Source organism: Desulfobacterium sp. N47 (assembly GCF_051233685.1).
Classification (GTDB): Bacteria; Desulfobacterota; Desulfobacteria; order Desulfobacterales; family RPRI01; genus RPRI01.
The window spans coordinates 13718-38391 of sequence record NZ_JBAMMY010000175.1; the positions used below are offsets into that span (position 1 = coordinate 13718).

Sequence of the window (24674 nt, forward strand, 5' to 3'; positions counted from 1 at the left end):
ATATTCCTTAGCCTGAATCAGACCTTGAATTTGCCAAAATCATCGGGAGAAAGATTCTCAAGATAATCAGCCCACATTTTGCCTTCCTCGCTCGTATCCACCATTTCCGGCTTGTCTTCAATTCCTTTCGATTTTTCAATAACCTTATCATCCAGAAAAATCGGAGCATCAAAGCGAAGAGCTATTGCTATCGCATCGCTTGGGCGGGAATCCATATCAAAATGTCCCGTACCGGAAGTAAAATGTATCCTGGCATAATATGTGTTTGCTATCAAATCATATACTTCAATTCTGGATACTTTTACATTCACAAGCTCGACAAAATTTTTAAAAAGATCGTGTGTCATCGGACGCTCAAACTTGACCTTCTGAAGTGCCGAAGCTATTGATGTTGCTTCAAGCAGCCCTATCCAGATGGGAACAGCATGCTCCCCATCATCCGATTTCAATATGATTATCGGCGTGTTTGATACCGGATCCATAGCCAGTCCTGCAATATTTACTTTAAGCAGCATGAGTTTCCTCCTTTTTCTTGGATGGCTTTGGTATTAAATTAACCGGTTTTCCCAAAAGAGAATGTAAAAATGCTTTTTCAATCTTAACATTTATTTTTTTACCTATGGAAATATCATCTTTTAGAAAAAAATCTCCGGACGTAAAATTTACAATTTTATTTGTGGATGTTCTTCCGGACCAGTATATACCCTCAGATCCTTTCCGGTCACTCGCAACATCCTGTTTTTTGCTGAATCCGTCAACAAGTATAAGTTCATTCGATCCGACAAGAGCCCGGTGCTTCTTTGTAGTATAATATTCCTGAAGTTCCAAAAGCTCCCTGAGTCTTCCGTTTTTTATATCATCCGAAATTTTATCTGAAAATTTTGCAGCAGGTGCTTTTATTCTGTCAGAATACTCGAATGTGAAGAGGCTGTCAAATTCCACTTCTTTAACAAGATCAAGAGTGGCTTTAAAATCGTCTTCCGTTTCTCCCGGAAAACCAACAATAACATCCGATGTAATTGCGATATCAGGCGAAATTTTTCTCAGCTTATCAATCTTTTCAAGATAAAGCTCTCTTGTATATTTTCTGTTCATTCTTTTTAATATGTTATTTGAACCAGATTGAACCGGAAGATGTATATGATTGCATAATTTATCCAGATCCCTGAAGGCAAATACAAGCTCCTGTGAAAGATCCTTGGGATGAGAAGTAGTAAAACGGATTCTGAAAAGACCTTCTGTTTCACTGACAAGCCTGAGGAGTTCGGGAAAAGAGCAAAGGCCTTCTTTTATCCCGTAGCTATTCACATTCTGGCCTAAAAGAGTAACTTCCTGCACGCCGCTGTCAACAAGCTTTCTGATTTCATCTATGATATGTTCCGGTTTTCTGCTTATTTCAGGGCCCCTCACATGGGGAACCACACAATAAGTACAGTAATTGTCACATCCGCGCATGATAGTTACAAATCGTGTTACTATGTTATTAGTTACCTGGGAAGCAACGGATGGAAACTCCAGAATCTCGTCAGTCATCTCAACATCTGATATTCTGCATCTTTTTTTTGAAATGTTTATGATATGTTCCGGCAACCTTTTCAGGGCATGTGTGCCAAAAACAAGGTCAATATATGAAAAACGCTCAAGGATTCTTTTGCCTTCCTGTTGTGCCACACAACCTCCGGCACAAATAATAAGGCCCGGCTTTTTTCTTTTCAGAACAGCAAGACGGCCAAAAAAGCTGAAGGCTTTCTGCTGTGCTTTTTCTCTTATAGCACATGTATTTACTATAATAAGATCAGCCTCATCCAAAGATTCAGACACTTCATATCCTATAGGATTCAATTGACTTATTATCTGCTGCGAATCATAAACATTCATCTGGCAGCCGAAAGTATTAATATACAGGGATTTTTTTTTCATTCGTTTCTTATTGTTTTAACTTTCTTTTACTTCCGCCTTTGCCAAAGGGGAATTAATGGGGATTTCATATTCTTCAATCCAAATATGTTTTTTAAGATCCTGCAACACCGTATCAACATCATTTTCACAGCCTGGAGGAATGCGAAACATCACAATTCCATTAAACCGCTCTATGGTAGTAATTATGGCGATACCGTCATATGCCTCAAAAATAAATTTCAGAAAAGATATGTTTTTTCTGTCAATCCGATAATATTTTTTTGTAATTTCCAATATAATTCTCTTTAAATAATCGAATACCAAACAGCAGAAACCAAACAGCCAAAAGCTACCCTTTAGTATTATGATATCATTATGCAGAATGCATTATCAATAAAAAAGGCTTTATAATAGGAAAGTTTAAGATATAAAAGAAAATTGCCGGCTTTATTATTTTAAACTTAAGGATTGCCGATTCATTCAAACTGATATATAAAAAAGAGCTTCTGTATGTTTACTATTATTTTATATTTCCTGATTGCCCTGTACCATTTATAAAGCCATCAGGTTATAAAAAAAAGTATCACTTAACTAAATGTATTTTCTTATTAATATAATTTGAAAACATTCACCTTTAATTTAGCATGAAGAAGTTTGCAATACGAGAGCTTGCTCAGTGCTTCTTTAAAATCTAAAATAAATCAGCCTGAAGCAGGCACTTTAGTTTAGGCCTGAGTGTTAATATGTGAATGGAGGTATTATGAAAAAGTCCCGATCACGGGCCGGTATATTCAGCAAATTATCAATTATAAAATCCAAAAACGGGTTCACTTTGGTGGAAATGCTTGTGGTTATGGTTATGATTGCTCTTCTTGCATCGCTTGTAGGGCCAAGGCTTTTTTCCAAAGTCGGGAAGGGAAAACAATCTTCAGCCAAGGCTCAGATTGAGCTTTTAGGCCAAGCCCTGGATCTTTTCAGACTTGATGTAGACAGATACCCAACAACACAGGAAGGACTGAAAGCATTGATAGAAAATCCGGGTAATGAAAAGTGGGACGGTCCTTATCCTAAAAAAGGCATCCCGGATGATCCATGGGGCAAACCATATCATTACATTAGTCCGGGTACTCATGGGGATTATGATCTTTTTACATATGGAAGAGATGATGCTCCCGGAGGTGATGGAGAAGATAAGGATGTTTTTAGTTGGGAATAACAGCTATAACAACTTAAATATTATTTATAAAAAGGGTTTTAAATTAATTTTGAAAGCTAACCCGAATAATTTTTTATCCAAATTACCATGCGCCTTCTTGATTGTGATGTTTGTATTTGCGCTTTTTCACTTTTTCCCGCAATCCGTATCTGCTGAGGAAGCCTCTCCGCCGGGAGTTATTGCCGCTCCTTCCGAACAGCCAATAAAGCAAGTTAGCAATACTGCCGAACAACCATCGGAACAAGCTGCCGTCCCGGAACAATCATCGAAACAAGACGCCAATACTTCCAGTCAGCCATCCGGGCAAGTTGCCCTGCCTGTCGGACAGCCGCCCGAACAAGGCGTAAATCCTATAGCGCAGCCTCAGGAACAAACGGCTATAATTCCTTCCGTTCAAAAAAAGCCTGCTATTTCCAGAGGCAGTGTTGTCCTTAATTTTGACGATGCCGATGTCTATGAGGTTATTCAAACAATTTTCGGGCAGGTGTTAAAGGTCAATTATATAGTTGATCCTCGTGTTAAGGGCCGGGTTACTTTCAGGTCAATAGCTCCTGTTGCACAGAATAATGTTCTTCCGCTCATGGAGGTCATTTTAAGACTAAACGGTATTGCTGTTGTTGAAGAATCAGGCCTTTATCGTATTGTACTGATAAATGATATTTCGAAAGAGCTTTCCGATGTACAGATCGGAAGAGATTCAAACAGTGTTTCTCTGGAGGGCAAGGCGCTTCTTCAGGTAGTGCCTGTCCGTTACATGCAGTCATCGGATCTGGTGGAGCTTTTGAAACCGTTTTTATCAGAAAATGCCGCTATCATAGATGTTCCCATGAGCAACCAGATTATCATTGCAGATACAGATGCTAACGTAAAACGTCTTCTCAAACTTGTGGAAATTTTTGATAATGAGCTGCAGAGAAAAAAGGGGCCGCAGGTTTTTGTTTATCCGGTTCAAAACGGCAAGGCAAAAGATATAGAAATTCAGCTTCAGCAGATATTTCTCGGCGAAAAGGCCGCTTCAAAGGAAAAAGGAGTAACAGTTTCATCTTCACAGACAAAAAAAACTACCGAAACAACTAAACAGGTTTCTATAAAATCCGGCGATGGCAAAGAGGCTTTGGTTTCCGGCATTACCCGGATATACTCAGATGAAACGCTTAATGCAATTATCATTCTTTCGACTCCTGAAGATTATGAGATCATAAAAGATGCGATTGCAAAAATAGATCTTGTGCCAAGACAGGTTATGATAGAAGGCATGATTGCCCAGATCGATTTAAAGGACGACTTAAGCCTTGGATTGGCCTGGGCTATTAATACCAAAAATTTTGGAGGTTCCCCCGCAAATATAACATTCAACGCAAACGGCCTTACTTCAGCGACTTCCAGCACAGGGTTAAGATTTATCGGTACAGATTCGGGAGATGCAGTGAGAGCAGTAGTTACTGCTCTGGAAAGCCAGTCCAGGGGAAAACTGCTTGCCGCTCCCCATATTCTCGTATCCGATAACCGGGAAGCGACTATTCAGGTAGGGCAGCAGGTGCCGATTGTTACATCGTCGACACTCGCCACGTCAACACAAGCTGCTCAACAAACCATTCAGTATAAAGATATCGGCATCATTCTTAAGGTAAAACCTCAGGTAAATGACAGCGGGTTGGTTTCTCTTGAAATCAAGCAGGAAGTCTCATCTTTTTCATCTCTCTCTTCTGCGGATACAGTCACAAGTAATGAAGATATTCTCATTAATAAGACGGAAGTTTCAACGAATCTTGTTGTGCAGGATGGGCACACGATTATAATTGGCGGTCTTATAAGAGAAGATAAATCAAAGTCAAGGACGGGCATTCCATGGCTGGTCAAGATCCCGATTTTGGGTTTTCTTTTCGGCGGCACAAATGATACTAACAAGAGAACAGAGCTAATAATACTTCTTACACCTCATGTGGTAAAGAATCAGAACGAGGCTAAATCTCTTACCAGCGGTATTGTCGATAAATTTGTCGAAGAAGGCAAGGGAGGAATAAACAAGCAGGAGTTGATGAAGAATATCGGCGCCGGTAAAAATTCTGTCGGGAAAAAAGGCATTGAACCAATAAAATGAACTATCCCTTGAAAATCGAAGGTTTTCCAAAAGTGCCCTTCATAATAGACGGGGTGTCTTCGCGTTTTATCCGGGAGAATAAGATTGTGCCTATGGGTTTGAAGGACAACTCTCTGACAGTTGTTATGGCAAACCCTAAAGATATTGCCGTTATAGATGCTCTCCGTGTGGCTGTTGCTGCAAATGTAATCGTTTGTGAGGCGGACAGCAAGATGATAGATGACTACATTGCTAAATTCTATGGCCAGGAGTCTCAGGATATCAGTCATATTATTGAAAACATTGATGATGACAATGTTCAATTTGTGGAAGATGATGATGAGGATATTGGTCATCTCAAAGATCTGGCTTCCGAAGCACCAATTATAAGGCTTGTAAATCTTTTTATTACACGGGCTGTTGAAAGCAGATCAAGCGACATACATATTGAACCTTTTGAGGATGAGCTGAAAGTCCGTTACAGGATTGATGGGGTTTTACATGATATTGAATCCGTACCGAAAAAGCTGCAGGCTGCTGTTGTTTCACGAATAAAAATAATGTCAAAAATGAACATAGCCGAAAGGAGGCTTCCGCAGGACGGCAGAATAAAGATGATGTTCGGCAAAAAGGAAATCGATTTGAGGGTGTCAACTATTCCTGTGCTTTATGGTGAAAGTGTGGTTATGAGAATACTTGATCAGGAAGGCATAGTGATTGATTTAAACCTGCTGGGATTTCCGGCTGATATCCTTTCGGTTTTCAATAAACTTATCGAAAGGCCAAACGGCATTATCTTAGTAACCGGTCCTACAGGAAGCGGCAAAACCACTACCCTTTATGGCGCATTGGATAAAATCAATTCACCTGATAAAAAGATAATTACGGTTGAAGATCCTATAGAGTATCAGCTGAAAGGGATCAACCAGATTCAGGTCAAACCACAGATAGGATTAAATTTTCCAAATATTTTGAGGCATATTGTAAGGCAGGATCCTGATATTATCATGATCGGTGAAATAAGGGATCTGGAGACAGCCGAAATTGCCATGCAATCAGCTCTTACCGGGCATCTTGTTTTTTCCACACTTCATACAAACGATGCGCCCAGCGCCATAACAAGACTTATAGACATCGGAGTCGAGAATTTTTTAATTTCATCCACAATAGCAGGGGTTCTTGCTTTAAGACTTGTAAGGGTTATTTGCCCTGATTGTAAAGAAATTGACAATCTTGTTCCTGACAGTAAAGACCTTGTTCGCCTGGGCATAGCAGAAAATGTTGTACTGTACCGGGGGAAAGGTTGTGAAAAATGTTCTTTTACAGGTTATTTCGGCAGAACGGGAATTTTCGAATTGCTCTATGTTGATGAAAATATACGCAATATGATATTAAAGGATGCCGATTCAAACCTTATCAGGCAGACAGCCAGGAAAAATGGTATGAGAATTTTGCTTGAAGACGGAATTGAAAAAGTCAAAGAGGGAGTTACAACCCTTAGCGAGATATTCAGAGTAACACAGGAGGTTAATTGACGGTTTTTTCTTACCGGGCTTCGACAAGAAGCGGAGATATTCTTGAAGGCGTTATAGAGGCCGCTGATGAAAAGAGCGCAACTGAAAGGCTTAAGCTAACCGATGTTATACCTTTAAAAGTAACTGCAAAGAAAGAAAGTTTTACTGCAAAGACCGGTTTTAGCTTTTCTAAAGCCGAAATCCATGCTTTTACCGCTCAATTATCAGTTCTTCTGAATGCCGGGCTGCCGCTTGATAAAAGCCTTCATATTCTCTCGCGAATTACAGAAAATGGCAGAATGAAAACAATTGTGGAGTCTCTGCAAAAATCCGTCAGGGAAGGAAGTTCTTTTTCAGACGCTCTCCTGAAACATCCAAAGGTATTCCCGAGATTATACATAAATATGATAAGAGCCGGCGAAGCAAGCGGAGTATTGCATATAGTGCTGGAACAACTCAGTGATTTTCTGGAATCATCAAGAGAATTAAGGGAACACATTATTTCGGCAATGATTTATCCTGCTATTCTGGTTATCACAGGCGGTATTACACTTGTTATCCTTATGACTTTTGTTCTTCCAAAATTTTCTGCAATATTTACGGAACTTGGCGGTGCCCTGCCTTTACCTACCAGGATTCTTATTTCCGTAAGTAATGGCCTTAAAGAATCATGGTGGGCTCTTCTCGGCGCCTTTATTGCCGGATTGACAGGAATTAAATATTATATAACAACTCCCAAGGGAAGGTATCATTGGGATTCAATAAAGATCAGGTTTATAGGAGAGCTGATCGGCAAGCTTGAAACGGAAAGATTCTGCCGGACTCTTGGAATGCTTCTTAAAAGTGGTGTGCCACTGATTCAGGCACTAAATAATGCAAAAGAAGTTATAGGAAATCAGGTGATTTCCACAGCTCTTGGCGCCGTTTCAAAGGGAGCAAAGGAAGGGAAAGGAATTGCCGGACCTCTTTCAGAAGCAAAAGTACTACCGCCACTTGCCTTGTCAATGATAAAGGTGGGAGAAGATACCGGCCAGCTTGATGGTATGCTTTTGAAGGTGGCAGTGGTTTATGAAAAATCTTTGCGTGAAACCGTCAAACGATTCGTTAGCCTTCTGGAACCGGTTATGATTCTGGCAATGGGGCTTTTTATAGGTTTTATAGTAATTTCGATGCTTGTAGGTATATTCAGCATTACCGATCTGCCGATATAAAATTAGAATAGCTCATGAGTTGATAAGCTCGTAAGCAAAAGGAAAAATAGTTCATAAGTCGATAAAACAATAAGTAAGGAACAACCTTCCTGCAATAGCAGGATATAAGATTCTTAAGAACTTATCTTATCACTTTTATCTACTCATCAACTCACGAACTCATGAGCTTCTTAACTTATGAGCTATCTTTTTCCAGACCACTTTTCAAACGGCAAAAAGTGTAAGAAGGTGTTTAATGCAAAGGTTTCCCTCGTTGAGGAAAAAGTCCGGTTTTACTCTTCTTGAGCTGGTAATAGTACTTTTTTTTATTACGCTGATATTAGGTTTGACTACGGTTTATTTTTCCGGAGGTCTTTCTTCGGTCAGGATCGAATCTGCGGGAAGAGAAATTATGGCAACCATGAGATATGCCAGATCTCTTGCACGTATTAACCATGAGCAACAAATCATTAACATAGATATCGACGCAAAACGGTACGGTATTGAGGGCCGGAAGGGAAGAAATATCCCCGATGATGTACGGATAAAGATAATTGATCCCTTCTCAGGAGAACTTGTCACAGGTAAATACAGACTGGTTTATTCGAAAGCCGGATCTGCCGGAGGCTCTGCCATAGTTTTGTGGAACAACAAAAAAGAACTTAATATCCTTACCGATCCTGTTATGGGTTCGGTAATTATAAGATAGATAATAAGCTCGTAAGCTAATAAATTGATAACTTAATGAGAATAAACCTTTTTGCATTGATAGAACAAAAAGTTTTTAAAAAATATTGCTTATCAGCTTATCAGCTTATGAGCTTATCAACTTATCAACTTATGAACTTATGAACTTATGAGCTTATGAGCTTACGAGCTAATAAGCTATATTCCGCCTTTTTCAAACTGTGCGAAAGATTAATATGGCGAAAAAAAATATTTTGCAGAATTCCCGTGGATTTACTCTGCTTGAAGTGCTTGTTGCTCTTGCCATCATAGCTATTGCCGTTACTTATATCATACAGCTTTTTTCAGTTAATTTAGGATCGATATCAGCCTCAGGCAAATTTGTGGATGCTGCCATGCAGGCTGAAGAAAAAATGCGACAGATCCTTGATGGTGATTTATCGAAAGAGCAGCTGTATACTGAAACAACAGATGATGGCTGCAAAATGGATATCAAAATTTTTGAGGTTTTGCCCGAACGAACACAGAATCTGAAGGTAAAGCTTATGGAAATTGATCTTACCGTCTTTTGGAATAAGGGGAATAAGGAAAAGACACTTACCTTAAGTACGCAAAAAATGGTTGATAAAATTGAATCCGTTTTATAATCATATGCAAACCGCAAAGAAGACATTTTGTTTAAAAAGCCGAAAAAACAGGCGCCGCTTATATGGATAAGACAGTAAAAAGCAGAGATAACCGTGGCTTTACCTTGCTTGAACTTCTTATTTCAATATCTATTCTGGTGATTATTGTTATCATTGCTGGCAGCTCTATAAGGCTGGGATATCGCAGTGTAAACGCCGGTGAGAAAAAAATGGACTCTTTGGAACGTCTCAGATCTTCAATGCGCATTGTTGATGCCCAGCTTCAGTCACAAATCCCACTGGCCTATGACAGTGAAAGCGGCAGAAAATTTTATTTCGAAGGTAATGAGACTTCTTTAAAATTTACAACAAACTATTCAGTCTGGGATGACAGGCGGGGATATATTATCGCTTCCTACCGTATAGAAACCGATGATTCGGGAAAGCGGGTTATGTTTGTTACGGAAAATGTGATCGGTTCAAACGTCAAAAGGGAAGCGATGCTTTTTGATGATTTTGATGAAATTTCTTTCGAATATTTTAGCAATAACGCATTAAATGAAAATCACCCGGAAGAGCAATTGAAGGATGCAGCTGATATTCCGGAAAAAATCAAAATTAATCTTGTCCGTGGTACAAAAAAATATTCTTTGCTGATTCCTTTAAGAGCGAGAGGATCACTGTTAAAAATCGGCATGATACAGGGAGATAGCCCATAAGAAGGGATTATTATGCAAAACTCCGAAACTTTTTATAATCCCCAGAAAGGAATCGCTCTTCTTATTGTTCTGTGGATACTGACATTTCTTACTGTGTTAGTGCTTTCCTTTTCCATGATGGTAAGATCCGAAGTATATTCGACTATATCTTTTAAAGAAGATATTGAAAATAAATTACTTGCAGAGGCTGGAACAGAAAGAGGTATTCTGGAAATTTTTTATCTTAATACCAATAAAAACCAGAAAATAATATTGGAAAACATGGAAGTAGTCAAAGCAGATGGCAGAGAATATTCGGGCAATGCCGGTGAAGGTTTTTATTCTTTTCGTATTTTTGATGAATCCGGAAAAATTAATATAAATTTTTTGTCAGACGGAAACCGCATAATATTGAACAATCTTCTGGTAAACTACGGCCTTTCGGTTAATGAGGCGGACTCAATAATTGATTCCATACTGGATTGGAAAGATGCCGATGAGCTGCACAGGTTAAATGGCGCTGAAAGTGATTATTATATGTCTCTGCCAGATTCTTACAAATCAAAGAACAGTGATTTCAGCACACTGGAGGAACTGCTTCTTGTTAAAGGCATAACACCTGAAATCCTGTTTGGAGACGGAAAAAACAAAACCGGCATAATTAATCTGCTTACCATTTATTCGAAAAACAACAAAATTAATATTAAAACAGCCTCAAAAGAGGTTTTAGCGGCCATTCCCGGATTTACCCCGGATATTATTGACAGTGTAATAACATTAAGGGATTCAGGACCGGATGAAACTACAACCTACGTACAGTCGCTTCCCGGAGCCGGTAATGAGGCAATAGCCCAGTATATTACCACTGATGATTCAAATATTTATACCATTGAAGCCACAGGTTATAAGAAAGATAAGAAAATAAATTATGCAATAAGATCAACTGTAACGGTTGAACAGGAAAACAAATACAGTGTGCTTTACTACAAAAGCCCTGCGCAGGTAAATTGATGGAGAAATTAAAAGGTCCTCATAATACTTAAGCCTTTACTGCTCAACTTAACGTCATCTTCCCCGGCCACCTCCTCCGATAGCGCTACCACGACTGCCACCACCAACGATACCTCCTCCGATACTTCCCCCGCTTCCGGAACTTCCTGAACTGCTTTCGCCTCCGATACTGCCCCCACTTCCGGGACTGCTTCCGTTTCCGGAAATTCCAAAACGGCTTTCACCGCCTCTTCTTCCCAAAGGCCCTGCATTATTATTGAGATCATCCCTATATACCTGGCTTGGATTAGGATACATCTGGTGAATATTCATTTTTCTATGAGCTTCCTGAACCGTTTGCTCACCGCTTACAACTTTAAGGGCTTCGGAAGTGATTTCAGGGTTTGAAATTTTATTTGCTTTGGCCGCTTTGATCATCATGGATAACTCAAGAGGAAAGCTGTGAAAATGGTTATGTTCAATACCAGCAGATGCAACCCGGCCTGCTTCTTCAGAGCTGAGGCCAGCCTGTTTTGCAACAGCATAAAAAGTCATTGCTTCAAGTTTTTGTTTTTGGGAAACTGACTTCCAGGATGTATACAGATGTCTCATTTCAGTTTGAGTCAATCCGGCAGACAGCAATTCACTCATCCGGGCAATTATCAGGTTCCGTTCAGCCGGTGTAAAATCCTTATTGTTAAGAGATTCGCCTTCAATCAGTTTGCCGGCAAAACGCAATTGCTGTAATACCTGTGCCAAAGCCGTATTAATTCTTTCCGGCTCAATATTTTTAGCCACTCCCTCTTCAATCTTGTTGATCAACAGTGAAGCAGGAAGACCTTCCTGAGCGGCTGTACGCACCTGTGACATCCAATATGCTTTATTTTCATTCTGAAACGGATGGCGCCGGGTTGCAGCTAAAATACGATTTACGCTCTCTTCATCAACACCTGCCGACTTTGCCAGGCGAATCTCATCGGCAAGCACAGTGTTATCACCGGCGTAAACATTCCCTGGTGCAACAAGCCATAACAGGATAAACAGCAGCAGGCTATATCTAAATCTAAATGCGTTTTCCATCCGGATATCCGTTATCAATGGTTAAAATGGAATTGCGGGTTCCAAATCCGTCGTCCTGCTCCCACAATGAGCGTGGGTCGGCAATAATTTTTGCATTATCAATAACAAACGCATAAGAGTGGCGGCCTGGCTGCAGCTCTACGGTAATCTGCCAGGTGCCATCGGCAGGATTGCGATGCATTTGATATTGTTCTGGCTGCCAGTGATTGAATGAACCAATGACGGCTGCCTTTTTTGCCGACGGATAATCAAGAATAAAGTTGACCATTCTGGAGTTGGGGTTTTTTAAGCTTGCAGTATGCTGAAAACTATTACCAGACATCCAGACTGTTTTAAATACAAAAAGAAGTCCTATCACTAACAACATGGTACCGGCTGCATACAGAGGACGAATGGTAACAAGGGTAAAGGGAGTCATCAGAAGACGCCATAATCGCCGCCGTAAACTAACTGGCTTGGGAGTAATTCGCTGCATAACTGCCTGCATAAAGTCACCCGGTGGCTCCTCATCCGGCAGACTTGCAATCATACCGGTCAGATAATTTATATCAGGATCTTCTTTTAAGACTATATTTTTCATATTCTTTAATTATCCAGTTTCTGTTCGGATAAGCGGTTTTTGCTTGAAAAAGACGATTGAAACAAAGCCCGAAGTTTTTCCATACCTCTGCTGATGCGCATTTTTGCACCACTCGTGGAAACCCCAAGAGCCTTGCCGATATCTCCCATAGGCAATCCTTCATGGTAACGCAATATCAAGGCTTCCCGATAGTCGTGCGGCAATTGATTCAGGCAGATATTTAATCGTCTGCTATCCATCGATACTATAATCCTGTCTTCTGCAGATGTTGTTTCTTCAGGAGAACTTTCCATCTGCTGACTGACTTGTTGTGCATGGCTGTTGGCACGCTGTTGTTTACGCCAGCTGTCCCGGGCTAAATTTGCGGCAATTGTATACAGCCATGGAAAAAATTTATTGCCCGGTTTAAACCGTTCCAGATTTTCATATGCTTTTAAAAAAGCCTCCTGAGCCAGATCGGCTGCTTCTTCTCTGCTACCGGTCATGCGGAGCAAAAGATTATATATTGGGCGTTTATACCGATTCACCAAAACAGCATACTCTTGTGCATTACCATTCAGTATAGATTCTATCAGAAGGCTTTCATTCAAGTTTAATGCTCACATAGGAGAAAATCATTTCTTGGTTTAAAATATTTCCTGCTTTATTATTATACGTTGTTCATTTAAAATAAGACACAGTCAGGCCACAAAAAAGTAAATCTTTGTTTTACATAATTATTTAGTTAATGATAACCACTGAATTTTGCCGGTCGAAACCGTCATTTTCGATAAAAAGAGCCTTTGGATCGACCACCCATTGTTGGCCGTTAACAATAAATGCATAGCGGTGGATCCCGGCCGGCAGCATCAAACGAATATACCACAGACTGCCCTGTTTGTTCATGCAGTGGCTGTTTGGCGACCATTTATTAAAATCACCGGCAAGACAAACAGATTGAGCCTGTCCTTCATATTGGAATAACATGGGTTGGGCATCAATGTTCGCAGTAAGGAGAGCCAGACCGCTGCAACCGCTGATCGTCATCATTATTATAAATATAAAGAGCCTTAAACAGACAGATCCAGTCATAGTTTTCCATTAAATAATGTGAGTTATTCAAAGCTCTCGGAGTTACAGCCTGTTAACAAGTACTTCTCTTGGCTTAACGCCGTCGGAAGGCCCCACGACTCCCTCTTTTTCCATTATTTCTATTATACGCGCAGCTCTGTTATAGCCTATGCGCAAGTGTCTTTGTATCATGGATATGGATGCATGCCCGGTTTTTGCAACCAGCGCTACTGCATCGTCATATCTTTCATCATATTCCGTAGCTTCCTCAGCAGACTCTTCAACTGCCCGCGCCTCAGTTATTTTTTCGTCATACTCAGGTTTTTTTTGTTTCTTCAAATATTCCGTAATTTTTGATATCTCAGCCTCGGATATATATGATCCGTGTATTCGCTGAATTCTTGAAGTGCCAGGGGGCATAAAAAGCATATCCCCGTTTCCAAGCAGGCTTTCAGCTCCGTTGGCATCCAGGATAGTTCTGGAATCCGTTTTGGAAGAGACCTGAAAGGAAAGACGGGTGGGAAAATTTGCCTTTATTATTCCGGTTAACACGTTTACCGAAGGTCTTTGGGTTGCAAGAATCAGGTGAATCCCGGCGGCCCTTGCCATTTGCGCAATACGGGTTAAAGAAACTTCTACGTCGCGTGAAGCTACCATCATCATATCGGCAAGCTCATCTATAATGATGACAATAAGGGGTAACTGTTCCAGATATTCCCCTTTTTCATTTTTTTCTCCTTTTGCAACCTTATGCTGATATTGATTTATATTTCTTGCTTTGCTTTCCGAAAGAATTATATATCTTCTTTCCATTTCGTGAACGGCCCAGAAAAGAGCATTTGTGGCTTTTTTGACATCTGTTACAACAGGAGTAATCAGATGAGGTATGCCATCGTACATGGAAAGCTCAATCCTTTTAGGATCGACCATAAGAAGCTTAACCTCATCAGGGGTGGATTTGTACAATAGGCTGCATATCATGGTGTTAAGAGCCACACTTTTCCCCGAGCCGGTTGCTCCGGCGATCAGCAGATGAGGCATTTTGTCAAGTTCTGCTACAACCGGATTTCCAACCTTGTCTTTTCCAAGGCATATTGTAAGCTTTGATTTGGATTTTTCAAAAGCGCCTGAAACTACTACTTCTTTAAATGTAACCATTTCTCTGTCAGCATTCGGAATTTCAATGCCTACTACTGCTTTACCAGGAATCGGGGCTTCTATTCTTATGCTTATTGCCCGCAGTGCAAGAGACAGATCATCTGTAAGATTGACGATTTTATTTATCTTTACACCGGGAGCCGGTTCATATTCAAAAGTTGTAATTACCGGGCCAGGGGTAACTGCTACGACTTTACCATTTACCCCAAAATCCTCCAGTTTCTTTTCCAAAAGCTTTGACTGCATTTTAAGGTTTTCAGGATTAACACCCGCCGATCTTGCCTGGGGATTATCCAGAAAACTTACGGAAGGCAACCGGAACTCAGAACCGTCCCGCATGAAATCAAATACATCCTGCTTCGGAACAGGAGTTTGTCTGACCGGTTTTGTCTTTAGGGCCTTTATCTCTATCTCATGCTCGTTTTCACCGCTTTGTTCAGCCATTATTATGGCTTTTTCTTTGCGTTCTTTGCGCATGATTGCCCGTGTTTTGATGCGCTCCAGGATAATTAAATATATATTTAATAACCGTTTCGATATACTTATTATCGAAAAACCGGTTGTGAAAATAAAGCCGACTGCCAGGCATAAAACTAGGATAATAACTGATCCTGTAAGATTGGAATATTTTACAAGAAAGGATTTTAAAAAAATGCCTGCTATCCCGCCTGAAGGAAATTCACTTCCGAATATAAAAAAACTGCTTTCGTGAAATGAAAGCAGGCTGCCTGTCGCTATAGTAAGAAGAAACCCGCCTGCAAGTGTATAGATAATTATCTTCTTTGTATAAGTACCGAAAAATCTTATGCTGATAATAAGAATAGTTGCAGGAATAAAAAAGGAGGCTATCCCAAAGAGGGTAATAAAAATATCTGCAATATAGGAGCCTAACACGCCAAAAAGGTTATGAACTTCACCGATGGTCTTTACATTGTTTATAGACGGGTCGTAAGGGCTGTAAGACAAAAGACTGATTAAAGTAAAAATGACGAGAAAAAACAGAAATATCCCTATCAGTTCCTTCCGCATACTTATTGTCCTGTTTTATATTTCAATAACAAAAAGAAGGATTACAGGCCTGCGTTTAATGGCAAAATTAAAATATTTTCTTAACGCAGTCTGCACTCTTGATTTAATTTTACCGACCCTGTCAGGTACGCCGGTCGCTATATCATCAACTATCTCAAGTATAACACATTTTGCATCTTCGAGAAGATGCCCTGTTTCAGTTTCAAAAACAAAACCTTTAGATACTATTTCCGGCCCATATATAATAATCCCCGTTTCTTCATCAAAGGCCATGTTAACAACTACAAGTCCTTCTTCGGAGAGCAATCTTCTTTCTTTAAGAACACTTCTTCCGACATCACCTATGCCTTTGCCGTCGATAAGAATCCGTCCTGTTGCAACCTCTTCTTTAATCTTTCCGCCTTTTTCATTAAACTCGATTACCTGCCCGTTTTCTGCAAGCAATATTTTTTCTTTCTTAATTCCAACATCCGCAGCCAGACGGGCATGAAGAGACAGGTGCCTGTATTCGCCATGTATCGGAATAAAATATTCGGGTTTTACCAGTGTTATCATTAATTTCAATTCTTCTTTAAACGCATGGCCCGATACATGGATATTGGATATTTTTTCATATATTACGTCAGCACCGCGCTTATAAAGCTTGTTTATGATGTTGGTTATAGCCCTTTCATTTCCGGGAATAAACTTGGAAGATAAAATAATGGTGTCGTTTTTTTTCACGCTTATTTGCTTGTGCGCACCGGTAGCCATGCGTGCAAGGGCGGACAGGGGCTCTCCCTGGCTGCCTGTAGTAATCATGATTATCTCATCGTCTGAATAATCGTTTATCTGATTTATCTCGATCTCAAGCCCATCTGCAACTTTCAGAAAACCAAGCTTTTTTGCTATACTGACGCTGATTTCTATACTTCTTCCGTTGAAAATAACCTTTTTATCCCTGGCTTCTGCAATATTAACAATTTGTTGAATTCTTGCGATATTTGAAGCAAAAAGGGCAATTATTATTCTGCCCTTACATCCTGCTGTTATTCTTGCAATGGTTTCACCTATCTCCTTTGCGGAAATAGTATAGCCTTCTTTTTCAATATTTGTTGAGTCTGAAAGAAGGCATAAAACTCCTTCGTTTCCGCAGCGTGCAAAACCATGCACATCAGTTATCATTCCTTCCATTGTATAACTGATTTTAAAATCGCCTGTATGAACAATAAGACCCAAAGGAGTTCTGATTGCAAGCCCGACTCCATCAACAACACTGTGGCCTACTTTAATAAATTCAATTTCAAAGGGGCCAAGTTTCAGTTTTTCAGAGGATGATATTTCATACAATAAAGCGGAGGAAATGAGAGAATGCTCTTCAAGCCTGTGCCTGACAAGGCCTAAGGTAAACGAAGTTCCAAAAACAGGAACATTTATTTCTTTGAGCAGATATGGAAGCGCTCCTATATGGTCTTCATGAGCATGGGTCAATACTACTCCAAGTATCCTGGATTTGTTTTGTTTAAGATAGAGCATATCGGGAATTACAAAATCGACTCCAAGCATGTAATCTTCAGGGAACATAAGACCTGCGTCGACCACAAAAATAGAATCGCCATATTCAAAAGCCATCATATTAAGACCGATTTCTCCCAGACCTCCGAGAGGAATGATTTTTAACATTTCAATGTTTCCTATAAGTTTATATCAAACAGATATATTATATTTATTAAGCAATTTATCTATATACCCTATAAGCCAGTTTCTCTGTTTTTCAGTAGCGTAATCAATACAACTGCATTTCATCCTGCATCTGGTGCGTACCAGAAGCTCAGCAGATATCAGTTTTTCCTCAAGGATAATAACAAAGAAAAACGGCTTACACTCAATATGTTTAGCCTGCTCTTCACTTAAAATCTTCTCATCAATGGGCAGCCAGTAAATCCCTGCAATTTCTGAAGATCCGAGGTTTTCATCAAGACATTTCTTTATTTTTTCATAATCGTTATATCTAAGTTCATCTACAACGTATTGTTTCATCAGGACTTCCTAAAAAATACCATGTGAGCCACTTTCAAAACATTTCAGTTTGGTCAAGGTCAAGGCGGGCGAAAATTTTAACCACAGGAATACATTTAGTATTTCGAGGATTAAAATTTGAGCCCAACACAGAGATCGGCCTAAATGGGACGTTTTGAAACTGGCTCATGTATTTATCTTTATTCTCCATATGTTTTTGATCCGCCGGGATATTTATCCGGTAAAGCTAAATACACAGATATTACAGGAAACGTCAATACAGAAATTATTTTTTAATAATAGATAATATTTTGATATTTATCAATAATTAAATCATATAGCCCACAAGCTTTTTTTTACATTTTAAACTGCCCGAACCATGCTTGCGGTAGTTATTTTTCTTACCTGGCAGTATATCCGGCATCAATTACGAGGATATGACCGGTAACATAATCAGATGCCCTGGAAGCCAGATAAACAGCTGTACCCTTTAAATCATCAGGTGAGCCTACGCCATGCATCGGAACTGTTGGCCCAAGTAGTTTTACTGCTTCATCCCAGGCATCAGCTCCTCCGAGTTCGGTTCTGAAGAATCCCGGGGCAATGGCATTTACATTTATTCCTAAAGGAGCATATTCAATGGCCATCTCCCTGGTAAGATTAGATATGGCGCCTTTTGATGCGCAATAGGCCGGAGTCGGAAATAAAGCGCTTCCAATCCGCTGCTTGCCCCCGTTATAATTGCTACTTTTCCATCAAGATCAAACAATTCTTTTACCTGCATATCAACACCTCCTATAAGATTAGAATGTATGTGACAGGATCTCCGTAAGACTTGACGCTTTACTAATTCAAAAAAATATCATCTTATCTGAATTTTGGCAAAATATATTGTTATTTAGAGTGATTATATATTGAGAGCAATGACATCACAGCTATTGGAAAAAGCTTTTTGCAGGATCGGGTGGCGCCATCAAAAAAATCAGCCCACACAGCCCAAACTCGGGTCCTGAACTGCTATCCCCTTACGGTTCCGCTTCTTTTTTTTTATCTGGCACAATAATGTTTTATAAACCGGAAAGCCGGATATTTCATCAAACTGCTCCATATCCGTCAATTCATTAACATTGGCCTGCCTCCATTCATCCGGCCCTAACGGCCCGCCGCCTCCGGCCTGGGCATAAGCAAAGCCTTCCATTATCGTATCTGTTACAAATGCTCTCATCAGCACTGAGCCGCGTACCGTTTTTATACTGACACTGTCTCCTGTTTTGATGTCGCGTTCTGCTGCATCCGCTTCATTCATTTGAACCACAGGATAAGGAAACTTTTCAATAAAAGCCGGGATGGCGCGCAAACATGATTTCATATCCGGTTTAAAAGGTCCCGTTCCTAAAATTAACGGATATTGTTCAAATAATTCCGGATTGCTTACAGATGTTTCTATGGATTCTTCATATTTCGGAATGCCGCTGTAACCATATTTTTCAAGGACAGTGGATTTGATTTCAAATTTACCCGAAGGCGTCTCAAACCCCGGTTTTCCATCGCTTCGCAAAAGGCCTTTTTCCCATTTTTTATACTCCATACGTGTATTGGGTTTTCTGATCACATGTCTGTCTGCTTTCATTAAATCCTCTACCGTAAAACCTGATTCACTCAATATGTATTCAAGAAGTTCTTTTTGATTCTGTGGATAGAGATGCCCGTATCCAAGACGTTTGGCAAGCTCTGTCAATATTTCATAACCCGGTTTTGCCTCATAAAGAGGTTCTATTAATTTTTCTCTTAGCCTTAATGAAGATCCGTAATAGCAATAGGATTCCTGTTCGAATGCCGTTGTTGCCGGAAGTACTATATCCGCATAAGCGGCATCTGCGGTCAACTGCAAATCCATGGTGACCAGAAAATCCAGCTCCTGCAAAGCCTTTTTCCAAAGGCCAGGATCAGGCCAGGATGTTATTAGCGATGCCCCGTAAACAAGCATTGCCTTTATTTTATAAGGGTCTGAATCAATTATAGCTTTGGGCAAAAGACCGGCATGGGGTTCATTGCCGCAAAACAGGGAATAAACGGGAAACTTTCCTTTAGCTATTGATTTTTCAAAATCCGGAGTTTCAATTTGCCTGCTTTTACATATCGGAATACGATTTTCCCTTCTTGCAAAACATCGTCCGCCTTCAACATCCAGTTGCCCGGCCAAAGCCCACAATACCATCACCGCACGTATATTCTGAACTCCGCTTTTTGTATACTCAAGTCCGGTATACATCACGTATGATGCGCCTTCAGCTTCAGCAATACTTTCTGCTAAACGTTCGATTCTATTTTTGTCTATACCTGTAATTTTTGATACATATTCAGGAGTAAAATCTTTTACATAATCATGGAATTCATCAAATCCAAATGTCCAGTTTTCAACAAAGTGTTTGTCGTAAAGATTATCTCTTATAAGAATATGAGACAAACCCAAGGCCAAAGCGCCATCCGATCCAGGTCTGATTGGAAGCCATTCACTGCCCTCCAGTCCGGCGGCTTTTGTTTTTCTGGGATCTATTACAATGATCTCAGCGCCTTCTTCCGAGGCTGCTTTTAAGCGTTGAAACAACTCAGGCGGTGTGGAAGCGGATGGGTCAGTACCCCAAACCAGTATCAGATCGGAATTATCCACATCGGAAAACATATCGATATGCAAACATCCCATTGTAAGCTTCGGAGCCAGAACGCCTAAGGATGTATAGCATGGCGCTCCCACGCCAAATGTATTTGGAGAGCCGAAGGGAAACAAAATACTGGATGCCAGATAGGTTTCCGATCCTTTAAGCTGAAACACATCCTTAAAAGATCCCTCATAAGAGCCGGTGCCCGCGTAAAAGCCCACAGTTTCAGGCCCGTAGTTTTCCTTCAGTTCATTTAATTTGTTGACGATGATATCAAAAGCATCATCCCAGGATATTTTTTCAAATTCATATGTTCCCTTTGCACCAATCCTTTTTAAAGGATGTTTCAGCCTTTTCTCCGAATAAATAATTTGCCTGGCACTATTTGCAATAGGGCACAGAATTTTACCCGAAGGAGCACCCGGGTCAGGTTCCAGCCTGTCTATTTTATTATCTTTATCATAATGTACGATTACACCACAGCCCGGACTGTGAAAACAAATACCGCAAATTCCGTATCTTTTATCCAATACTGCTACCCCCCAAAAACCATCCTAATTTCTTGTGCCAACGATAAATTGTGAGTTAATATACTCCCACAGATTTTCCGTTTTTCGTATTTTCCATGACACATTGCCTCTGTCCGTAATTTCCAGAGGCGGATCAAATATACCCTTTTTACCTAAAAAAAGGCTTGCCACATTATCGATGCCACGACTTTTTCCGTTGCCGTTTGACACTCCGCCCAACCAATGCTCAGAGTCCGACACAGACTCATCCCAGGAAAACGGGTCCGAAAACACAAACATCGATTTTTCTTCACTTAAAACCCTGTTTATATCTATTAAATGCTGTATCGGACGGGTTACTTTTTCCAATATATTGATAGAAGTTACTGTTGAAAAGAGTTTTTTGCGGAATGGAAGTCTTAATGCATCGGCTACTATAAAATCAATTCTGTCATAATTCCATGCTGTATCAAAATCACATGAACGTTCTTCAGTAATCAGGCCTTCTATGACAAGATCAAAATTCAATCTTTTTTTAAACAACAATTCCCGTGCTTTTTTAATAAAAGATATGGAAGTGTCAATCCCGATTACATGAGAATGGGTTTTGCTTAATTCAAATGATAACCTTCCGACAGAACACCCAATATCAAGGGCATAACCATCTGATTTTTTGAAAAATGCCGACCATACCCGATAGGCGTCCGTTGCACACGGATCTTTAAATATATCGGAAAAATGACTCCAAAGATATGAAGACAGCATATTTTTTGAATTATACCCTGAACTATCGGATATAACCGGCATTGTTGTATCGGGTAAAATCACCGCAACGCCTTTATGTATGGGATAAGATCTTTTGCAAAAAGAACATGAAAGTTCACCTTCCGTCACATCATCTTCCTTCTCTTCTTTGATATTCAAATCCAAAAGGACTCCTTCATTTATACATTCCGGACAGATCAACTTGTCTTTTAACCATTTTTTCATGTTAAACGCCTTTTTTAAATTTCACAAAACTATAAAATCCTGCAAAGATAATGGAGATTAAAACTGTCATGCTCCATCTCCAGTACTTCAATATGCTCAAACCCTGCTTCAGCCAGAAGGCTTTGAGCTTTTTCACGCCCCCACATCATTCCAAGGCCGTATCCATTATCATTCAGACCTACCGGCATACAATGCATCAGGCTTACCGTGTATAAAAAAGGGCCCATGGGATGATCCAGATTGTCAGCCGGATTCGTAGATGCCTTAATATCAACCATGGAAAACATACCACCCGGAGAAAGCATGTATCGAACACTTTTAAGCGCCTGTAAAGGATGGCTCTGATCGTGAATTGAATCAAAGGCGCTGATATAATCAAATTTTTGCATAAATTCTTTTTTTCCGCAAATTGTTGCTGCATCATGCTCAATGTATACGACATTGGAAAGCCCCAATTCTCCGGCCCCGGTTCTCGCTGTATTGATTGCTTCTTTATGATTATCAATTCCTGTAAAAGTACTTTCGGGAAATGCTTTTGCCATAAGATTCAAAGCAACACCCTCACCACAGCCAAGATCACAAACCCTTATTCCTTTTATAAGATGGTTAACAAGTTGCCCTTTGTCAACAGACGGGAGAAAATGCCTGATAAGCACCTCTTTATGTTTAGCATTGGAAAGTTCTGCCATGAACTGCTGAAAATCAGGATATTGTGAGAAAGGCACTCCATCTCCTGTTTTAAATCCTCTGTTTACCGATTCCATAGCACATGATGTAAGCAAAGGGATTTCCTGGGTATAGACTCCCAAATTGTTGTTTCCCGATTTTCGGGTCAGAAATAATGCATGTTCAGGAGGCAAGAAATACAGATCCTCACCATCAGGGGTTTGGAATAATTCAATGATTTTGCCGCTTATCATTATACCAAGCCATTCCTTGAGATAACGCCGGTTAAGACCTGAAGCGGAAGCAATATCTGAAATTGTAACGGGTTTGTTAAGATCTTCAAGAATATCAAATATTTTATTACTGTAGCCAATACTCATGGCAAGATTCAAAGCGCCATAATTAAGAATATCATTCATCCTTTCCGAAAAATCGTTCATTTTTATTAAACTCCATCAATTCAATAGCTTAATCATGATATAAATCACGGCAATCTCTGATGCCTTATAAATGGTTTGTAATTGCACAAAACCGTTCAGGAATTGACTAATATCATATTATGGAAACATTGTAAATTTCAGGATAAGATTCGTTGGGAGAGAGTGAATGGAAATGTTAATTTTAAGAACTTACCGGCATTACCTTTTTGAAATCGGCAAGTGGTTTTCTTCCTGTCCTTCGTGTCTCATCTGGCATATCTGTTCCGATACCAGTCCCATCATGGAAATAATAATCGAGGATAATAAAAGAAGCGCGCTCATATTGGTAAACCGGCTATGCAAAATCAGAGTATATAAGGAATTTAATAATCCAATTATAAAAATAGTGAAACCGACAGGCATAAAAATTCTTAAGGGAGAATAGAGAGTGCATATTTTTGTTATGATCATAAAAAATCTGACTCCGTCTCTATAAAATTTAATGCTGCTTTTTCCTGTTTTTCTTTCCTTTATTTCTGTGGGAATATATTTTACAGCCCAGCCGCTTCTTAAAACGCTTAAGGTAAGTGTTGTCGGATATGAATAGGTGTTGGGAATAAGGCTTATGAAATTTCTTGCTATCTTTGATTTTATCGCCCGAAAACCCGAAGTAAGATCTTTGATATAAAATTTTGCTACATAAGACGCCAGCCAGTTATATAAATTATTCCCCAGTGCTCTTCCAAAAGATGCATGATCTTTAATGGTTCTTTCGCCAACCACCATGTCATATTCCGGCATATATTGTAATAAGCCTGCTATATCAGCCGGATCATGCTGTCCGTCACCATCCATAAATACTAGTATATCTCCGGATGCGACCCTGATTCCGCTCTTGATGGCAGCACCATTGCCAATGTTATAAGGATGGCTGTAGACAACAGCTCCGGCTTTTCTGGATAGTTCTGCACTGTTATCAGTTGATCCGTCATTAATAACAATAACTTCATAATCAGGATAAAGCTTTTTTATCTTAAGGAGAAGATCGCCAATTATTTCCGCTTCGTTAAAAACAGGTACTATGACAGAAATTTTTAGTTCATGCATAATCAGTTTAATCCTATAAAGATTTTATAACTTAAATATGGAACTGCTGTAAAAGCAATATTACATTCCGTCTGTCATTGCAAAAAGAAATTCATAAAAATAAATATACTTTGGGTTATAAATGGGAGTAGCCTGTCTGAAAATATGTTCATAAAACTATCATAACAGACTGCACCATTATTAAGACCACTTCAAATACTTACTCTTCAAAAGAAAAAGATTGGTTTGGCTTTGTCAGCATAGCTGAAGCTGCTGATTCTGAAATATAGATATTTCATTTAGTTATTTCTGACATGCGACACTTTTGTTCGTTGACACAAGACTAATCATTATGTATCTTTCTCTTATATCTGTTCTACCCATAAATGCAAGTTGTTACCAGTTCTTATCAGGGTTATTTTGTTCTTTGAACAATAAAAAAAAATTACAATTAATTAAACAAACAAGTGGTCAAAGTCCCAATAATAATGTATAGGAAGGATGATCAAAATTATTATTGAGGCAAAATCCATGACATTACAAACGATA

The 24674-nt window shown here is 39.6% G+C and carries 23 protein-coding genes; 8 read left to right on the forward strand and 15 right to left on the reverse strand.

Going from position 1 to position 24674, the window contains the following annotated elements:
- Positions 1–17: 17 nt before the first annotated feature.
- From VXK47_RS11335 to VXK47_RS11345, 3 genes are read right to left on the reverse strand one after another with little or no spacing between them, the layout of a single operon-like run.
- On the reverse strand, positions 18–515 hold the full coding sequence (locus VXK47_RS11335) for a bifunctional nuclease family protein (protein WP_435548896.1): 498 nt from the start codon (positions 513–515) through the stop codon (positions 18–20).
- Complete coding sequence (gene miaB / locus VXK47_RS11340; protein ID WP_435548897.1) at positions 505–1920, reverse strand: MiaB/RimO family radical SAM methylthiotransferase; 1416 nt, start codon at positions 1918–1920, stop codon at positions 505–507. Before miaB ends, VXK47_RS11335 begins: the two co-directional genes overlap by 11 nt.
- 15 nt (positions 1921–1935) lie before the next feature.
- A complete protein-coding gene (locus tag VXK47_RS11345; RefSeq protein WP_435548898.1) occupies positions 1936–2193 on the reverse strand; it encodes a DUF4911 domain-containing protein in 258 nt (85 codons plus the stop codon).
- A gap of 466 nt (positions 2194–2659) precedes the next feature.
- Here VXK47_RS11345 and gspG point away from each other — a divergent pair, with 466 nt between their 5' ends.
- The 8 genes from gspG to VXK47_RS11385 all read left to right on the forward strand — a co-directional run bounded on the left by gspG (position 2660) and on the right by VXK47_RS11385 (position 10921).
- Complete coding sequence (gene gspG, locus VXK47_RS11350; RefSeq protein ID WP_435548899.1) at positions 2660–3115, forward strand: type II secretion system major pseudopilin GspG; 456 nt, start codon at positions 2660–2662, stop codon at positions 3113–3115.
- A gap of 106 nt (positions 3116–3221) precedes the next feature.
- Positions 3222–5216 (forward strand): secretin N-terminal domain-containing protein, encoded by a 1995-nt coding sequence (locus VXK47_RS11355; RefSeq protein ID WP_435548917.1) that lies wholly within the window; start codon positions 3222–3224, stop codon positions 5214–5216.
- A complete protein-coding gene (gene gspE / locus VXK47_RS11360; protein WP_435548900.1) occupies positions 5213–6730 on the forward strand; it encodes a GspE/PulE family protein in 1518 nt (505 codons plus the stop codon). Before VXK47_RS11355 ends, gspE begins: the two co-directional genes overlap by 4 nt.
- Positions 6727–7920 carry a type II secretion system F family protein gene (locus VXK47_RS11365; RefSeq protein WP_435548901.1) on the forward strand — a complete coding sequence of 398 codons (1194 nt, stop codon included), beginning with the start codon at positions 6727–6729 and terminating at the stop codon, positions 7918–7920. The genes gspE and VXK47_RS11365 overlap by 4 nt, the downstream gene beginning before the upstream one ends.
- Positions 7921–8155: 235 nt before the next feature.
- A complete protein-coding gene (locus VXK47_RS11370; protein WP_435548902.1) occupies positions 8156–8608 on the forward strand; it encodes a pilus assembly FimT family protein in 453 nt (150 codons plus the stop codon).
- Between the two features lie 214 nt (positions 8609–8822).
- Positions 8823–9233 (forward strand): type IV pilus modification PilV family protein, encoded by a 411-nt coding sequence (locus VXK47_RS11375; protein ID WP_435548903.1) that lies wholly within the window; start codon positions 8823–8825, stop codon positions 9231–9233.
- Positions 9234–9295: 62 nt separating this feature from the next.
- Positions 9296–9931: a prepilin-type N-terminal cleavage/methylation domain-containing protein gene (locus VXK47_RS11380; RefSeq protein ID WP_435548904.1), complete on the forward strand. Its 636-nt coding sequence runs from the start codon at positions 9296–9298 to the stop codon at positions 9929–9931.
- A 12-nt stretch (positions 9932–9943) separates the two neighbouring features.
- On the forward strand, positions 9944–10921 hold the full coding sequence (locus VXK47_RS11385; protein ID WP_435548905.1) for a general secretion pathway protein GspK: 978 nt from the start codon (positions 9944–9946) through the stop codon (positions 10919–10921).
- A gap of 54 nt (positions 10922–10975) precedes the next feature.
- Here VXK47_RS11385 and VXK47_RS11390 read toward each other — a convergent pair whose 3' ends face one another.
- From VXK47_RS11390 to VXK47_RS11445, 12 genes are all read right to left on the reverse strand, one after another.
- Entirely contained in the window at positions 10976–11980 is a 1005-nt protein-coding gene (locus VXK47_RS11390) for a hypothetical protein (RefSeq protein WP_435548906.1), read from the reverse strand.
- Positions 11964–12560, reverse strand: a complete 597-nt coding sequence (locus VXK47_RS11395; protein ID WP_435548907.1) for a glycogen-binding domain-containing protein — start codon at positions 12558–12560, stop codon at positions 11964–11966. Before VXK47_RS11395 ends, VXK47_RS11390 begins: the two co-directional genes overlap by 17 nt.
- Positions 12561–12565: 5 nt before the next feature.
- Complete coding sequence (locus VXK47_RS11400; protein WP_435548908.1) at positions 12566–13150, reverse strand: RNA polymerase sigma factor; 585 nt, start codon at positions 13148–13150, stop codon at positions 12566–12568.
- Between the two features lie 130 nt (positions 13151–13280).
- A complete protein-coding gene (locus tag VXK47_RS11405; RefSeq protein WP_435548909.1) occupies positions 13281–13631 on the reverse strand; it encodes an isoamylase early set domain-containing protein in 351 nt (116 codons plus the stop codon).
- Positions 13632–13673: 42 nt separating this feature from the next.
- On the reverse strand, positions 13674–15797 hold the full coding sequence (locus VXK47_RS11410) for a DNA translocase FtsK (protein ID WP_435548910.1): 2124 nt from the start codon (positions 15795–15797) through the stop codon (positions 13674–13676).
- 15 nt (positions 15798–15812) lie between these two features.
- Positions 15813–17459, reverse strand: coding sequence for a ribonuclease J (locus VXK47_RS11415; protein WP_435548911.1), 1647 nt, complete (start codon positions 17457–17459; stop codon positions 15813–15815).
- Between the two features lie 24 nt (positions 17460–17483).
- Positions 17484–17816, reverse strand: coding sequence for a hypothetical protein (locus VXK47_RS11420; RefSeq protein ID WP_435548912.1), 333 nt, complete (start codon positions 17814–17816; stop codon positions 17484–17486).
- Between the two features lie 380 nt (positions 17817–18196).
- A complete protein-coding gene (locus VXK47_RS11425; protein ID WP_435548918.1) occupies positions 18197–18514 on the reverse strand; it encodes an SDR family oxidoreductase in 318 nt (105 codons plus the stop codon).
- A gap of 263 nt (positions 18515–18777) precedes the next feature.
- On the reverse strand, positions 18778–20985 hold the full coding sequence (locus VXK47_RS11430) for a molybdopterin-containing oxidoreductase family protein (RefSeq protein ID WP_435548913.1): 2208 nt from the start codon (positions 20983–20985) through the stop codon (positions 18778–18780).
- A gap of 24 nt (positions 20986–21009) precedes the next feature.
- On the reverse strand, positions 21010–21954 hold the full coding sequence (locus tag VXK47_RS11435) for a class I SAM-dependent methyltransferase (protein WP_435548914.1): 945 nt from the start codon (positions 21952–21954) through the stop codon (positions 21010–21012).
- Positions 21955–21983: 29 nt separating this feature from the next.
- On the reverse strand, positions 21984–23060 hold the full coding sequence (locus tag VXK47_RS11440) for a class I SAM-dependent methyltransferase (protein WP_435548915.1): 1077 nt from the start codon (positions 23058–23060) through the stop codon (positions 21984–21986).
- A gap of 198 nt (positions 23061–23258) precedes the next feature.
- Entirely contained in the window at positions 23259–24146 is an 888-nt protein-coding gene (locus VXK47_RS11445) for a glycosyltransferase family 2 protein (RefSeq protein WP_435548916.1), read from the reverse strand.
- Positions 24147–24674: the final 528 nt, after the last annotated feature.